At 61.0% G+C, this 13,965-nt stretch carries 16 protein-coding genes; 10 read left to right on the top strand and 6 right to left on the bottom strand.

What is annotated here, in order from left to right; translation table 11 throughout:
* Positions 1-2: 2 nt before the first annotated feature.
* From GA0061102_RS19860 to GA0061102_RS19875, 4 genes are read right to left on the bottom strand one after another with little or no spacing between them, the layout of a single operon-like run.
* A complete protein-coding gene (locus GA0061102_RS19860) occupies positions 3-839 on the bottom strand; it encodes a carbohydrate ABC transporter permease (RefSeq protein WP_092852429.1) in 837 nt (278 codons plus the stop codon).
* Positions 836-1,759 carry a carbohydrate ABC transporter permease gene (locus tag GA0061102_RS19865; protein ID WP_092852431.1) on the bottom strand — a complete coding sequence of 308 codons (924 nt, stop codon included), beginning with the start codon at positions 1,757-1,759 and terminating at the stop codon, positions 836-838. The genes GA0061102_RS19860 and GA0061102_RS19865 overlap by 4 nt, the downstream gene beginning before the upstream one ends.
* Positions 1,752-2,915, bottom strand: coding sequence for an ABC transporter ATP-binding protein (locus GA0061102_RS19870; RefSeq protein WP_092852433.1), 1,164 nt, complete (start codon positions 2,913-2,915; stop codon positions 1,752-1,754). Before GA0061102_RS19870 ends, GA0061102_RS19865 begins: the two co-directional genes overlap by 8 nt.
* Positions 2,912-3,748 carry a metallophosphoesterase family protein gene (locus GA0061102_RS19875; protein ID WP_092852435.1) on the bottom strand — a complete coding sequence of 279 codons (837 nt, stop codon included), beginning with the start codon at positions 3,746-3,748 and terminating at the stop codon, positions 2,912-2,914. Before GA0061102_RS19875 ends, GA0061102_RS19870 begins: the two co-directional genes overlap by 4 nt.
* Positions 3,749-3,985: 237 nt before the next feature.
* Between GA0061102_RS19875 and GA0061102_RS19880 the strand changes: the two genes are divergently transcribed.
* The 6 genes from GA0061102_RS19880 to GA0061102_RS19905 all read left to right on the top strand — a co-directional run bounded on the left by GA0061102_RS19880 (position 3,986) and on the right by GA0061102_RS19905 (position 8,222).
* Complete coding sequence (locus GA0061102_RS19880; RefSeq protein WP_092852437.1) at positions 3,986-4,195, top strand: SlyX family protein; 210 nt, start codon at positions 3,986-3,988, stop codon at positions 4,193-4,195.
* A gap of 119 nt (positions 4,196-4,314) precedes the next feature.
* Positions 4,315-5,067, top strand: a complete 753-nt coding sequence (msrA, locus tag GA0061102_RS19885) for a peptide-methionine (S)-S-oxide reductase MsrA (protein WP_092852439.1) — start codon at positions 4,315-4,317, stop codon at positions 5,065-5,067.
* A 130-nt stretch (positions 5,068-5,197) separates the two neighbouring features.
* The gene (locus GA0061102_RS19890) at positions 5,198-6,121 is read left to right on the top strand and encodes a bestrophin family protein (RefSeq protein ID WP_092852441.1); all 924 of its coding nucleotides are present in this window, start codon (positions 5,198-5,200) and stop codon (positions 6,119-6,121) included.
* 64 nt (positions 6,122-6,185) lie between these two features.
* A complete protein-coding gene (locus GA0061102_RS19895) occupies positions 6,186-6,725 on the top strand; it encodes a sigma-70 family RNA polymerase sigma factor (RefSeq protein ID WP_092852443.1) in 540 nt (179 codons plus the stop codon).
* On the top strand, positions 6,712-7,482 hold the full coding sequence (locus tag GA0061102_RS19900) for an anti-sigma factor family protein (RefSeq protein ID WP_092852445.1): 771 nt from the start codon (positions 6,712-6,714) through the stop codon (positions 7,480-7,482). The genes GA0061102_RS19895 and GA0061102_RS19900 overlap by 14 nt, the downstream gene beginning before the upstream one ends.
* 23 nt (positions 7,483-7,505) lie before the next feature.
* Positions 7,506-8,222: a Bax inhibitor-1/YccA family protein gene (locus GA0061102_RS19905; RefSeq protein ID WP_092852447.1), complete on the top strand. Its 717-nt coding sequence runs from the start codon at positions 7,506-7,508 to the stop codon at positions 8,220-8,222.
* Between the two features lie 325 nt (positions 8,223-8,547).
* On the opposite strand, the gene dgoD is transcribed toward GA0061102_RS19905, so the two are convergent.
* Positions 8,548-9,696, bottom strand: a complete 1,149-nt coding sequence (gene dgoD, locus GA0061102_RS19910; RefSeq protein ID WP_092852449.1) for a galactonate dehydratase — start codon at positions 9,694-9,696, stop codon at positions 8,548-8,550.
* A 31-nt stretch (positions 9,697-9,727) separates the two neighbouring features.
* The gene (locus tag GA0061102_RS19915) at positions 9,728-10,522 is read right to left on the bottom strand and encodes a FadR/GntR family transcriptional regulator (RefSeq protein ID WP_245298073.1); all 795 of its coding nucleotides are present in this window, start codon (positions 10,520-10,522) and stop codon (positions 9,728-9,730) included.
* Positions 10,523-10,891: 369 nt separating this feature from the next.
* On the opposite strand from GA0061102_RS19915, the gene GA0061102_RS19920 reads away from it, so the two are divergent.
* From GA0061102_RS19920 to GA0061102_RS19935, 4 genes are all read left to right on the top strand, one after another.
* A complete protein-coding gene (locus GA0061102_RS19920; protein ID WP_092852453.1) occupies positions 10,892-11,323 on the top strand; it encodes an OsmC family protein in 432 nt (143 codons plus the stop codon).
* Between the two features lie 113 nt (positions 11,324-11,436).
* The gene (locus GA0061102_RS19925) at positions 11,437-11,916 is read left to right on the top strand and encodes a hypothetical protein (RefSeq protein ID WP_092852455.1); all 480 of its coding nucleotides are present in this window, start codon (positions 11,437-11,439) and stop codon (positions 11,914-11,916) included.
* Positions 11,917-12,142: 226 nt separating this feature from the next.
* A complete protein-coding gene (locus GA0061102_RS19930; RefSeq protein WP_092852457.1) occupies positions 12,143-12,751 on the top strand; it encodes a TetR/AcrR family transcriptional regulator in 609 nt (202 codons plus the stop codon).
* A gap of 59 nt (positions 12,752-12,810) precedes the next feature.
* Positions 12,811-13,959: an efflux RND transporter periplasmic adaptor subunit gene (locus GA0061102_RS19935; protein WP_092852459.1), complete on the top strand. Its 1,149-nt coding sequence runs from the start codon at positions 12,811-12,813 to the stop codon at positions 13,957-13,959.
* Positions 13,960-13,965: the final 6 nt, after the last annotated feature.

Raw genomic sequence — 13,965 nt, forward strand, 5'->3', positions numbered from 1 at the left:
GATCAGCCTTTGAGACCGGTCATGGTAATGCCCTCGACGAAACGCTTCTGTGCGAGAAGGAATGCGGCGACGAGGGGAAGGGTAATCATGAGGGTTGCCGCCATGAGCGCGCCGTAGTCGTCGCCGGCTTCGGCGGCGCGGAAATACATGAGGCCCAGCGGCGGCGTGAAATAGGCCTGCTTGGTGATGACGATCAGCGGCCAGTAGAGGTCGTTCCAGTGCGCGACGACCGAGAAGATCGCGAAGGCCGTGACCGCCGGCCAGGCATTCGGCACGATGACGCGCGCGACGATGCCGAGTTCCGACATGCCGTCGAGGCGGGCGGCATGGATCAGATCGTCCGGCATGGCGCGGAAGAATTGCAGGAACATGAAGATCGCGAAGACCGAGATCGAGAAGGGCGCGACCAGAGCCGTGTAGCTGTTCAGGAGCGACAGGCTGTTGAAGCCGACATAGAGGGGTAGCGCCGTCGCATGGATCGGGATCAGCAGGCCGAGCATGATCAGCACCATCATGGTGCGCGCAGCCGGGAATTTCAGCTTCGCCATGGCATAGGCGCAGGGAATGGCGATCAGCACCTGGAAGAAGAAGATCAGCCCGCAGACGAGGACGCCGTTGAACAGCAACGTCCCCATCGAAACCTTGCTCAGCGCCTTGACGATGTTCTCGACGTAGAAGAAATGCGTCGGGATCAGCTTCAATGCGGAGGTGAAAATATCGTCCTGTGCCTTGCCGGCCGTCGAGATCATGAAGATGTATGGCGCCAGGAAGACGAGCGAGCCGAGGATCAGCAGAGAGAGGCGCAGGATACGGCCGGGAGTGAAGCCTGTCGAGGTCATGTGTAATGCACCTGCTGGTCTTGGACGCGATATTGCAGGAAGGTCAGCACCACCAGGATGGCGAGAAATACCGTGGTCATCGCCGAGGCATAGCCGACCCGGAGATAGACGAAACCTTCCTGGTAGATGGTGAAGAGCAGGACCTCGGAGGCATGGTTCGGGCCGCCGTCGGTCAGGGCCTTCACGGTGTCGAAGACCTTCACCGCATTGATGATGCTGATTGTGGTAACGAAGAGCGTCGTCGGCCCGAGCATTGGCCAAGTGACCAGCCAGAAGCGGTCGAAAGACGACTTTGCGCCGTCCACCTCGGCTGCGGCGTAAAGCTCGCGCGGGATGGCGGTAAGGCCGGCGAGAAACAGCACCATGTTGAAGCCGACCGACTGCCAGACGCCGATGATCGACAGGCTGTAAAGTGCGGTCGCCGAAGAGCCGAGCCAGTTCGGTCCGCGCACGCCGATCTCGGCGAGAAGCGCATTGATCGGGCCGATCGTCGGATGAAAGAGGTACTGCCAGACGGTTGCCATCGCGACGATCAGCGAGGCGACGGGCAGGAAGTAGGCTGTGCGGAAGAAGCTGCGGCCGATGCCTTCGCTCTCGATCAGCAATGCGACGCCGAGGCCAAGCACGATCGAGACGGGTGCGACGATCGCGGTATAAGTCGCCGTGTTCCAGAGCGATTTCTGGAAGGCGCGATCTTTCAGCAGATGCGCATAATTCTCGAAGGCGACGAAGCGCAGGCTCTTGTCGCCGAGCTGGAAATCCGTGAAGCCGAGCACGACGACGGCGATGATCGGCAGCAGGATGAAGAGCACGATCAGGATGATAGCGGGCAGGGCGAACAGGAGCGCCGTGCGGGCTTCGCTGCGTTCGCGCGCCGCGGCCGTCCGCATCGGCAGGGACGTGGCGGCAATGCTAGCCATGCGCCTTCTCCCTGGCGGCATCGACTGTTGTGGGGATAGCACGCAGGCGACGGCCGTCTTCGGCGAAAACCAGGGCCTGCTCGGCTGCTAGCGACAGCGCGACGGGCATTCCGGCAGAGAGGCCAGCGGCCTCGGCAGGAGCAAGCTTGACGATCATGGTTTCGCCGATCGCATCGAGCTTGGCGTAGAGGATGACCTCTGAGCCGAGGAATTCCATGCGTTCGATATGGGCCGCGAGCGCATCCTGGCGATTATGGGCGAGGCTCACGAATTCCGGACGGATGCCGAGGGTGACATTGTTGCCGGCAACGCTGCCGTCTTCGAGTGCGAGGCGGATGCCGCCGAAGGCGACGATGCCGTTTTCCGCGAGCGCCGGCAGCAAGTTGATGCGCGGCTGGCCGACGAAGCGGGCGACCTCGACATGGGTGGGATCGTCATAGATCGTCTGCGGTGAGGCGAGCTGCAGCAACTGCCCACCGATCATGACGGCGACGCGATCCGCCATCGACAGCGCTTCGGCCTGATCGTGGGTGACGTAGACCGTCGGCACGCCGGCGCGGCGGTGCAGGTCGACGATCTCGCCTCGGGCATGGACGCGCAGATTGGCATCGAGATTGGAGAGCGGCTCGTCCATGAGGAAGACGGCGGGACGGCGCACCATGGCGCGGGCGAGCGCCACGCGCTGACGCTGGCCGCCGGACATCTGGCCGGGCTTGCGGTCGAGCAGATGGTCGATCTTCAGCGAGACAGCCATTTCGCGGACGTCGCGGATGATGCCGGTGCGCGCGGCGCGCTGGCCGGGGATCAGCGAGCCGATGAAGGGCAGGCGCTGGGCGCGCGACAGGCGGCGCATGGCGAGCGGCACGGCGATGTTTTCGGACGCCGTCAGATGCGGATAGAGCGCATAGGACTGGAAGACCATGGCGATGTTGCGGTCCGCCGCCGCAACGCCGGAGACATCGCTGCCGCCAAGGACGATTTCGCCGCTGTCGGCATGGTCGAGGCCAGCGAGGATGCGCAGCAGCGTGCTCTTGCCGCAGCCAGAAGGGCCGACGAGGGCGATGAATTCGCCGGGTTCGACGTCGAGATCGACGCCCTTGAGAATGGCATTGCCGCCGAAGGATTTGGCGATGCCGCGAAGCGAGAGTGCACTCATTCAGCGGGCTCCTTCTTTGCCTTGGGTGCGGCTTGCGGATAGACTTCCATGACGACGTCATCGAGGAAGTAGGCGGTCATGCCTGATACGGCGACGAGCTCGGTCGATACGGTCTCGCCAAGTTCATGGATCGCGGCGCCGATCAGCCTTTCGCCAGGCATCTCGCGCTCCATCTTGTCGAGGATGAAGGCGGCCGGCGGCGCCCAGACGAGGGCGGTATCGTTGAAACGGCCTTCCCAGGTCCAGTGGAGATGGCCGCTGCCGAGCAGGGCGACGTCATGGGCCGAGATCAGATCATAGAGCCGGCGGCGCTGCGCCGGGCGCACGCTCCAGTAGCCGGTATCGCCCTCGTCGGGCGCGTCGACGAAGAGCGGCTTGTGTGCAAACAGAGCGACGCGACGATCGCCACGGCTTTCGAGCATGTCCTGCAGCCAGTCGAACTGCTTCTGCTCTTCGGCGTCCTCGAAGCCCATCAGCAGGCTGTTGAGGCCGATGAGGCGCCAGTTGTCGACGTCCTTTGCCCAGTAATCCGGGCCGACGAGGCGGCGCCAGCGCGCCAGCCGCTCGGGATTGACGGGCTGATAAGAGCCGGGCAGGTGGCCGACATCGTGATTGCCGGGCACGATGAGCATCGGTATCGAGACCTGCCGCATCATGTCCATGGAGAAGGTGAGATCCTCGTCCTTGTCGGCGCCGTCGACGCTGAGATCGCCGGTGTGAACGACGAGATCGGCGCCGCTTGCCTCGATCCATTTCGCCAGCGGCTCCCAATTGCCGTTGAAATGCGGCTTGTTGGGGCTCAAATGCGTGTCGGTGATCTGGATGATCTTCAAGGCGCGTCTCCGAAGTCTTCAGAATGGGTGCGCCTGCGGAAGGGGTAGCCTTCAAAGCCGGCACGTCTCTGCGCTCTCTTTAGAAGGCCCCCATGTCAGGAAGGTAACGGGTCTTTTCAGCTGTTTTTCAGTTTTGTCACATCACAGTCAAACGGCGTCGTCACTCGCCGGGGGGTGAATTGAGGCCTGTACCTGCATGCTTCGGATGATATAGATCGCTGCCGAAGGGAATTGGATATGTCAGACGAAGAGAACCGCATCACGACACTCGAAGAGATGGTCGCCTATCAGGCGAAGACGATCGAGGAACTGTCCGATCAGATTGCCGAGCAATGGAAGGTGATCGAGCAGACCAGGCATAAGCTCGATCGGCTGACGGAGCGCTTCCTGACGCTGGAGGAGCAATCGCTCGACGCGCCTGGTATCACCAAGCCGCCGCACTACTGATCGGCTCTATTCTATCTTCACGTTTCGGTGTTACACGCGGCGTGTGTAACAAAAGTGTCTGTCTTCCCGTATTTCCTTATGACCGGAGCATTTGCCATCGCGGTCGAGAGGAAATCACCATGAAGACTTTATCGACAGACATGATCCGCATTTATTCGGCACGCGTCGCCCGCTTCGCCGGCCTTACGGCGGTGGCGGTATTGCTTGGCGGCGTTGCGCTGCAATTCGTTGGCCGCGCTTCGGCCGAGGACGCGCGCGTCATTCCTGCGCCGAGCGTGGATGAAAAGGCAGGGTCTGCCGGTACTGAGACGGCGGTGCTTGCCGGCGGCTGCTTCTGGGGCGTCCAGGGCGTGTTCCAGCATGTCAACGGCGTCATCAGCGCCACATCCGGCTATACCGGCGGCAGCAAGGATGCGGCCCATTATGAAATGGTGAGCAGCGGCGACACCGGCCACGCAGAATCCGTGCGCATCGTCTTCGATCCGCACAAGGTCAGCTATGGCCATCTGCTGCAGATCTACTTCTCGGTGACGCATGATCCAACCGAGCTGAACTATCAGGGACCCGACACCGGCACACAATATCGTTCCGCCATTTTCCCGACGAGCCAGTCACAGGCCGATATCGCGCATGCCTATATCGATCAGCTCAATCACGCCAAGGTCTTCGACGCTAATATCGTCACCAAGATCGAGCCGGCGCGGCAATTCTATGTTGCGGAGAATTATCATCAGGATTTCCTGACGACACATCCGACCTATCCCTACATCGTCATCAACGATCTGCCGAAGATCAAGAACCTTCAGCACCTTTTTCCCAGCGACTATCGGGCCGACCCGGTTCTGGTGACGGCGAGCGCCGGCGCGAACTGACCGATACGTGATGGGCTGGCCGGCGAGCGATGTTCGCCGGTCACGGCCGCCTTGCAAGAAACGCTCGTTACTCGCTGCGCGTCTGGTGTATTGCTGCGCCACCTGACATTCATCGAGAGTGCGCTTCGCCATGATCGTCCGCGACCGGCCGAATCTTTTCCAGCTTTTCTTCATCGTCCGCGGTTCGATCGTCCGGCGCATTCTGCCGCAGATCATCGCCATCTTCCTCCTGTCCATGCTCATCGTCTGGGGTCATGCGGAACGGCCGAACCTTGTCGTTTCCTTCAACGGCTCGGCGCTTTCGCTACTCGGCATCGCCCTTTCGATCTTCCTCGGCTTCCGCAACAATGCCTGCTACGACCGCTGGTGGGAGGGTCGGCGCGACTGGGGGCAACTCGTTTATCTCGCGCGGGGTTTTGCCCGTCAGACACTGGTGCTGGAGAGTGCGGGCGAGTCGGGCGTCGGGGCGCGCAAGAACCTGCTGCGTCTGACCATGGCCTTCACGCAGGCGTTGGTCTGTCTTCTGCGACCCGGCAGCGACGAGGGCAAGGTGCTCCGTCTGCTGACTTCAAGCGAGGCCGAATTCTACCATGCGGCCCGCAACCGGCCCGATCTCATTCTGCGCCTCATGTCTGCCGATCTCGCGCGATTGAAGGCATCAGGCGCGATTTCGGATATCCACTATCAGATGCTGGATATGAGTATCGGCCAGATGGGTGCGGCCCAAGCCGCTTGCGAGCGCCTCCGCAACACGCCGCTGCCCTTCGGTTATACGCTGCTTCTGCATCGCACCGCCTATCTCTTCTGCTTCCTGCTGCCCTTCGGCTATGTCGATACGCTCGGTTGGGGCTCGCCCTTCGTCACGGCGCTGATCGCCTATACTTTCTTCGGCCTCGATGCGTTGGGTGACGAGCTGGAGGATCCTTTCGGCCATCGCCCCAATGCACTCGCCATCGGCGCCCTTGCCGATACGATCGAGATCAATCTGCGCGAGGCGCTCGGCGAAACCGATCTGCCGCCGCTGCCGCAGCCGAAGGACTTCCTGCTGATGTAAAAAATCAGCAAAAATATTCGCCGGGTGATGGAATAGAATCCGGAGTGCTTCCGTATATAGGTGTATGGAACGCAAAGGACGCACATTCGATGTTTTGGGGCAGCTCGGTTCGCTGAGACGTTACGCCCGCTCGCTCGTGCGCAATGCGGACGACGCCGAAGACCTGGTGCATGACGCGCTGGTCAAGGCCTATGAGCGGAAGGCGTCCTTCCGGCGTGACGGCAATCTGCGCACCTGGCTGCTGTCGATCCTGCACAATGTGCATATCGACCGTCTGCGCCAGAAGAAATCGCTGAACCGTCGTCACGAGGAAGCGGCTGGCGAGATCGAGCCGGCATTGCCCGCGCCGCAGGATCATACAGTGCGCCTGAGCCAGGTGCGCGAGGCCTTCTTCAGTCTGCCCGAGGAACAGCGCGAGGCGCTGCATCTCGTGGCGATCGAGGATCTCTCCTATCAGGAGGCGGCAGCCGCGCTCGGCATTCCAGTCGGCACGCTGATGTCCCGCATTGCGCGGGCTCGCGCCAGCCTGCGTAATTTCGAAGAGGCTAGCTCCAAGGTTTCACATCTGCGGCTTATCGAGGGAGGCGGCAATGAAAAACGTTGATCCGATCATCGATACCGATCTCGACGCCTATGTCGATGGCGAGTTGTCGGTCGCGCGCCGTGTCGAGGTGGAATCCTATCTCTCGGAGCATCCCGAGATCGCCGCCAAGGTGATGGCGGACATGAGCATCCGTGGCGAGTTGCGCATGGCGCTGGCCGGCGAGAGCCTCGTGCTCAAAGCCGAGACGCGCGAGGCGGCGCGGCGGCTGGAGCGCGGGCTGGTCTACGGGCGCATACTGGGCTCTTTCCAGCGTGTCGCCGCCGTTGCCATGCTGGTGACGACCGGCTGGGTCGCGCATACGTCCTTCGGCGCCTTTACGGCGAGTGAGGTCAATGCGTCCGCACGGCCGCCGGCTTTTGTCGACGATGCGGTGCGCGCCTACAAGACGACCGCCGTGCGCGAAGAAATCAAGCCGCAATCGGCGGTCGCCAGTTACAATGCGGATGAAATCCGCGCGTCGACGGCAATCGTCTTGCCGGCGCTGCCGGGCGACTGGCGCGTCACCGATGCGCAGATCTACCCATCCGAGTTCGGTCCGAGCGTCGAAATGATGGTCGATGCCGGCACGGATGGGCAATTGTCACTTTTCGCCGTCCGTCCGGGCAATTTCGCCGTCCAGGAAGTCAGTCATATCAAGCGTGACGATGTCCAGGCTGCCTACTGGCAGATCGGCGAAGTCGCCTATGCGCTGATCGGCAACGGCAAGGCGGGGCAGCTTGACGGCGATGCCGAAAAGCTCGCCCGCAGCCTGTATTGAGTTTGAGTTAAAGGAGAACGACCATGAATCCGACCAATCCGCGATACGGCTATGGAGCCGGCGCAGGCTCGCAGGCGCTCTTCGACGAAGGTCTGCGCCAGCATATGCTGCGCGTCTACAACTACATGGGTATCGGCCTGGTCGTGACGGGCATTGTCGCGATGATCGTCGGCACGACGCCGGCGCTCTACGTGCCGATCTTCCAGACGCCGCTGAAGTGGGTCGTCATGCTGGCGCCGCTCGCCTTTGTGTTCTTCTTCTCGTTCCGCATCCAGTCCATGTCGGCAAGCACGGCGCAGACGATGTTCTGGGCGTTCTGTGCGGTCATGGGCCTGTCGCTGGCCTCGGTCTTCCTGGTTTTCACCGGCACGAGCATCGCGCGCACCTTCTTCATCGCCGCGACCATGTTCGGCGCGACCAGCCTTTACGGCTACACGACGAAGCGTGATCTTTCCAACATCGGCTCGTTCCTGATGATGGGCCTGTTCGGTGTGATCATTGCCAGCATCGTCAATATCTTCCTGGGTTCGAGCGCTCTGCAGTTCGCAATCTCGGTGATCGGTATCGTCGTCTTCGTCGGCCTGACCGTCTGGGATACGCAGAACATCAAGGAACAATATGCCGAAAACCACGATCAGGAATCGCAGCAGAAGCTCGCCGTCTTCGGTGCCCTGTCGCTCTACCTGAACTTCGTCAACATCTTCCAGCTGCTGCTGAATCTCACCGGCGAACGGGAGTAAGTTTGAAATTGCCTGCTTGAGCATGGTCTGAGCTAGAGGGCACTCCACGCCTTTTGGTGATCATGCTCTGGGAATGCGTCTCCCTGGGGGCTTGTTGAGACGCATGACGCGCCTGCAGTATCTGCGCCGATACTGCAGGCGCAACTTTTTTGAGAGTAGCAAACCGAGTTTGCAGCCATTTTCGCCGCAGCGCGGCAAAGGGGAAAGGTGCCGGACTAAAAGAGCACTGTCTAAAGAAAGGGCCCGATAGCGCAAATCTGCTGCCATCGGGCCCGTAATCATTGCGGATATCAGGCCCTTCGTCTGTCAGGAGAGGGCCGTGATCTTACCACTCGGCGACGCTACCGTCCTCGTGGCGCCAGACCGGGTTGCGCCAGCGATGGCCTTCCTTGGCGCGCTCGATGACATAGGCTTCGTCGACCTCGATGCCGAGGCCTGGTCCCTGCGGGATCGAGACGAAGCCGTCGGCATACTGGAACACCTCCTTGTTGGAGATGTAGTCGAGGATGTCGTTGCCCTTATTGTAGTGGATGCCGAGGCTCTGCTCCTGGATGAAAGCATTGTAGCTGACGGCATCGACCTGCAGGCAGGCGGCAAGCGCGATCGGACCGAGCGGGCAATGCGGCGCCAGCGCCACGTCATAGGCTTCGGCCATGGCCGCGATCTTGCGGCATTCGGTGATGCCGCCGGCATGGGAGAGGTCGGGCTGGAGAATGTCGACATAGCCATCCGACAGGACCGACTTGAAGTCCCAGCGCGAATAGAGACGTTCGCCAAGCGCGATCGGCGTCGAGCAATGATTGGCGATTTCCTTCAGCGCCTCCCGGTTTTCCGACAGCACGGGCTCTTCGATGAAGAGCAGCTTGTAGGGCTCCAGCTCCTTGGCGAGTACCTTGGCCATCGGCCGGTGGACGCGGCCGTGGAAATCGACGCCGATACCGATATAGGGGCCGATCGCCTCGCGGATGGTGGCGATGGTCTCGACCGCCTTTTCCACCTTGTCGTAGGTGTCGACGATCTGCATTTCCTCGCAGCCGTTGAGCTTGATTGCCTTGAAGCCGCGGGCAACGACGTCCTTGGCGTTGTTGGCGACGTCGGAGGGACGGTCGCCGCCGATCCAGGAGTAAACCTTGATCTTGTCGCGCACCTGGCCGCCGAGCAGCGAGTGGATCGGCTGTCCGAGCGCCTTGCCCTTGATGTCCCAGAGCGCCTGGTCGATGCCGGCAATCGCCGACATATGGACGGCGCCGCCGCGATAGAAGCCGGCGCGGTACATGACGTTCCAGTGATCCTCGATCAGGAAGGGATCCTTGCCGATCAGATAGTCTTCAAGCTCGTGCACGGCTGCCTGCACGGTCAGCGCACGGCCTTCCACGACCGGCTCGCCCCAGCCGACAATGCCCTCATCCGTCTCGATTTTCAGGAACAGCCACCGTGGCGGCACTATGTAGGTCGTCAGTTTCGTGATCTTCATGGCATTGCTTCCATTTCGACTTTGAATCGTATCAGCGGCGCGATGCCGCGGATGTCGGGGTTTCGGGATTGGTTTTCCGCCCGCCATCCGGCCGTCGTTCGACGGCAAGGTCACGGGCGGCAAGATCGAGCATGCGATGGGCGCAGTCGCGGGCCGCAGCGCGGTCGCGCAGACGTAGCGCCTCCACCAGCTGGCCGTGGACGACGATCGCCTCGTCCCGGCTGTGAGCGGCGACATTCGAGGCGTGCAGCGCATATTTGAGGCCGGCATGCATGGCGCTCGACAGGCGGCGGAACACCTGGTTGTGGCTGGCGCTCAGCAGCAGTTTGTGAAAAGTCACGTCGGCTTCGGTGAAGCCTTCCGGATCGTCGCCGCTATCGCGCATCTGCCGCCAGGCATTGTCGAGATCGGCAATCTCCTGAGCGGTGGCCCGCTCGGCGGCATATTCAGCGGCAACGGGCTCGATCGTGCGGCGAGCCTCCAGGATGGAGCCGAGAATATCGAAACCGGCGATGTAGGGACCCATCCATTCGAGCACATCCTGATCGAGGATGTTCCAGTCGTTCTTGTCGCAGACTGATGTGCCGATGCGCGGCTTGCCGCGCACGAGCCCCTTCGATTCCAGTATCTTGAGGGATTCGCGGATGACCGTGCGGCTGACGCCATAAATCGCACACAGATCGTTCTCGCGCGGCAGGGTCGAGCCCGAGGGATAGCGCTCGGAGCAAATGTCTTCGGCAATCGACGCGGTCACGTTCTTGCGGACGCGCGGACGGCGCGCCGGCTGAGCCGAGGAGTCATGCCCCTGTCCTTCAACCGAATCCACCCTACTTCCTCCAGACCATTGTGCGCTCCCGAAATCACTTGCCGCGAGGGGCGGATGTCGGCCGTGCATGCAGCCAATGCCCGCTTGCGTTCCAAGCGCTTTTCGCATGGGCGCCAAGATACGTTAATCATCATACATTAGCAATGGTCTTGTATGATGATTAAATGGCATCACCCCATCGCAGGCGGGAACAATTCGCCGCGCTGCGCTTTGTTGAAGTCGGCGCCGCTCCTGTTATGGCGGCGTCGTCTTCGATGGATAGAAGGATTATGGTGTCCGTGCGGCCGGCGTGAATGCCATTGCCGTCGGATCATCGCGGGAAGCGAGGATTCTGCTCCCAAGGCTCAGTTCAACGACAAGGAGGACGACATGCAGATCAATCGTACAGGTTCGGCTCAATGGTCCGGCGGTCTGAAGGATGGCAAAGGCCAGATCTCGACGCAGAGCGGCGCGCTCAGTCATTATCCCTACGGTTTCGCCAGCCGCTTCGAAGGCGTCCCCGGCACTAATCCGGAAGAGCTGATCGGGGCTGCGCATGCCGGCTGCTTTACCATGGCCTTGTCGCTGATCCTCAATGAGGCTGGCTTCACTGCCGAAAGCATGGAGACCACGGCCAAGGTCACGCTGGAAAGCGTCGAAGGCGGCTTTGCCATCACCGCAATCCATCTGACCCTGACGGGCAAGATTCCAGGCGCCGATGAAGCCACCTTCACCGAGCTTGCCAACAAGGCCAAGGCCGGCTGCCCGGTTTCCAAGGCTCTCGCTTCGGTTCCGATTTCGCTGGAAGTTCACGCCGCCTGAACCGGCCATTTCAGCTTTCGCGTCGCGCTGGTTGGCGCGGCGCGTTTCGCATATATTCCGCATTCGGGCATGGGCTGTCATTCATGGGAATGCGGTGCTCAAGGGAGAGGCGAATGTCAGGAATTCTCTTAATTCACGTCGTCATAAGTTTGATTGCGATCGTCAGCGGCATTGTCGTCGCTCACGGCTTTCTTACCGCCAATCGTCACGAGCGATCGACACTGGTCTATATGGTCGCGACCATTCTCACCAGCTTGACGGGTTTTCTGTTTCCGTTTCACGCTGCCACACCGGCAATCATCGTCGGCGGTCTGTGCGTTCTCATCTTCATACCGACCGCGCTGGCACGCTACAGCTTCCATCTTGCCGGCATCTGGCGCCCTGTTTTCATCGTGGGGGCCATGGTGCTGCTGTTCTTCAACTGTCTGGTGCTGATCATTCAATCGTTCCAGAAGGTACCGGCGCTGAATGCGCTGGCACCCAATGGTAACGAGCCGCCGATACTGGTGGCGCAGGTGGCTCTCCTCGTGGTGTGCCTGCTTGTCGGCTATCTGAGCATCCGTCGCTTCCGTCCTGCGCTCCTGGGGATCTGACCGGACGCCACCGCTCCATCGCATGTTGGACACTTTCGGCCCGTTCCGCAGGGAGCGTTGCCGATCATTTAACCCTTGTTGCAAGTTGTTCGGCGCGTTTCAACTTCATCGCGTAGCATTCGAAAACCGCCCGCGATTGCAGGCGGTTTTCTTGACATCGGCGCTCTGATGATTTACGAGTGACGAAAATTGAAAATCGTCACTCGTAAATCATCAGGTTCTATCTATGCTCGATCTTCCCGATGTCAGCGCCGACCCTGCGCGTCAGGACAACATCGCGCGTATCCTCGAAGCCGCTGAACGGCTGTTTCGCCACTATGGCTATAGCAAGACGACCGTGGCCGATATCGCCCGTGATCTCGGCATGTCGACGGCGAACATCTACCGGTTCTTCGGCTCCAAGGTTGAAATCCATCAGGCTCTTTGCGGGCGTATGCTCCAGCAGAGCTATCAGATGGCTTTCAATATTCGTAACCAGCCGCTTAGCGCAGCCGATCGGCTGAGGGCCTATACCATGGGCCAATACAAGATGACGTTGGAGACCATGCTCGACGAGCAGAAGGTTCATGAGATGGTCATCGTCGCCATAGAGCGCGACTGGCATGTCATCGAAAAGCACATCGAACATATGCAGGATCTGGTCGCCGAGATCATCGCCGAAGGGATTGCTGCCGGCGAGTTTGCCGAGCAGGACCCGCGTGTCGCAGCCAAGTGCTTTGCCGCGGCGACCGTCGATCTCTGCCATCCGCAGATGGTGGCGCAGTGTCTTGCCAAATCATACCAGGCCGAGCCCGAAGATCTCATCGAATTCGTCATCAGGGCCTTGAAGAAATAGCAGTTCGCGCACCGGATGGCCGGAGCGCTCCCGTTTTTATTCGACTTTAGGAGAGCGACATGGTTTCGCTGACGACCAACACTCTAAGGGCTGCAGCCGGCGCGGTTCTCATTGCCGCCCTGGGGCTTGGGCTCTCGGGCTGCAACGAGAAGAAGGAAGAGACGGCGGAGGTGATCCGTCCGGTGAAGGTGGTCGAGATCGCCCAGGCAGACACGACACGCAAGCTCGACTATTCCGGCGCCGTGCGCGCGCGCACCGAGATGAATCTCGGCTTCCGCATCAACGGCAAGATCGTCGAGCGCAAGGTGGATATCGGCCAGAGAGTGAAGCCCGGCGATGTGCTCGCCCGCATCGATGCGACCGATTATACCCTTGCCGTTCGTCGTTCCCAGGCAACTCTGGATTCAGCTGAAAAGCAGGTGCAGACGGCCGAGCTCGCCCGCAATCGCGCCCAGGCGCTGTTCGACAAGAACGTCACCTCCAAGTCGCAGCTCGAACAGGCCGAGCTCTCCTATGAGCAAGCTGTTTCGTCGCGCGATTCCGCCGTCTCGGCGCTCACCGAAGCGAAGAACCAGGTCGCCTATGCCGACCTGGCATCGGACATGAACGGCATCGTCACATCAATCAATGCCGATGTCGGTCAGGTGGTCGCTTCGGGCACGCCGGTCGTCACCGTTGCAGTCGATGGCGAGAAGGAAGTGCAGGTCGCCGTACCGGAAATGGACATTGCCCAGTTCAAGGTCGGCAAGGACGTCAAGGCGCGCTTCTGGTCGGACTCGGCACTCGTACTGGACGGAAAGGTGCGGGAAGTATCCGGTAGCGCCGATCAGTCGCGCACGTTTGCGGTGCGCGTGAGCCTGCCGGCCGATCAGCGCGTGCTGCTCGGCATGACAGCGACGATCGAGGCATTCGCCGACAACACCCAGCCGTTCGTTTCCATTCCGCTCAGCGCACTTGCGCAGAAGGACGGAAAGCAGATCGTCTGGCTCGTCGATCGCAGCGCTGGCACCGTCCATTCGCGTGCCGTCAAGGTTGCCGATTTCGCCGATGACGGCGTGCGCGTCGCCGATGGCCTCAAGGCCGGCGATGTCGTCGTTGCCGCCGGCACCCAGTTCATGACCGAGAACATGAAGGTCAAACTGTCTGGTGCCGCAGCCCAGCAGGCAGCCGCAGAAACCAAAGCCGCTTCGGCGGATATCGTACGCTGACCCGGA

The sequence above is a fragment of the Martinezella miluonensis genome, from assembly GCF_900094545.1.
Classification (GTDB): domain Bacteria; phylum Pseudomonadota; class Alphaproteobacteria; order Rhizobiales; family Rhizobiaceae; genus Rhizobium; species Rhizobium miluonense.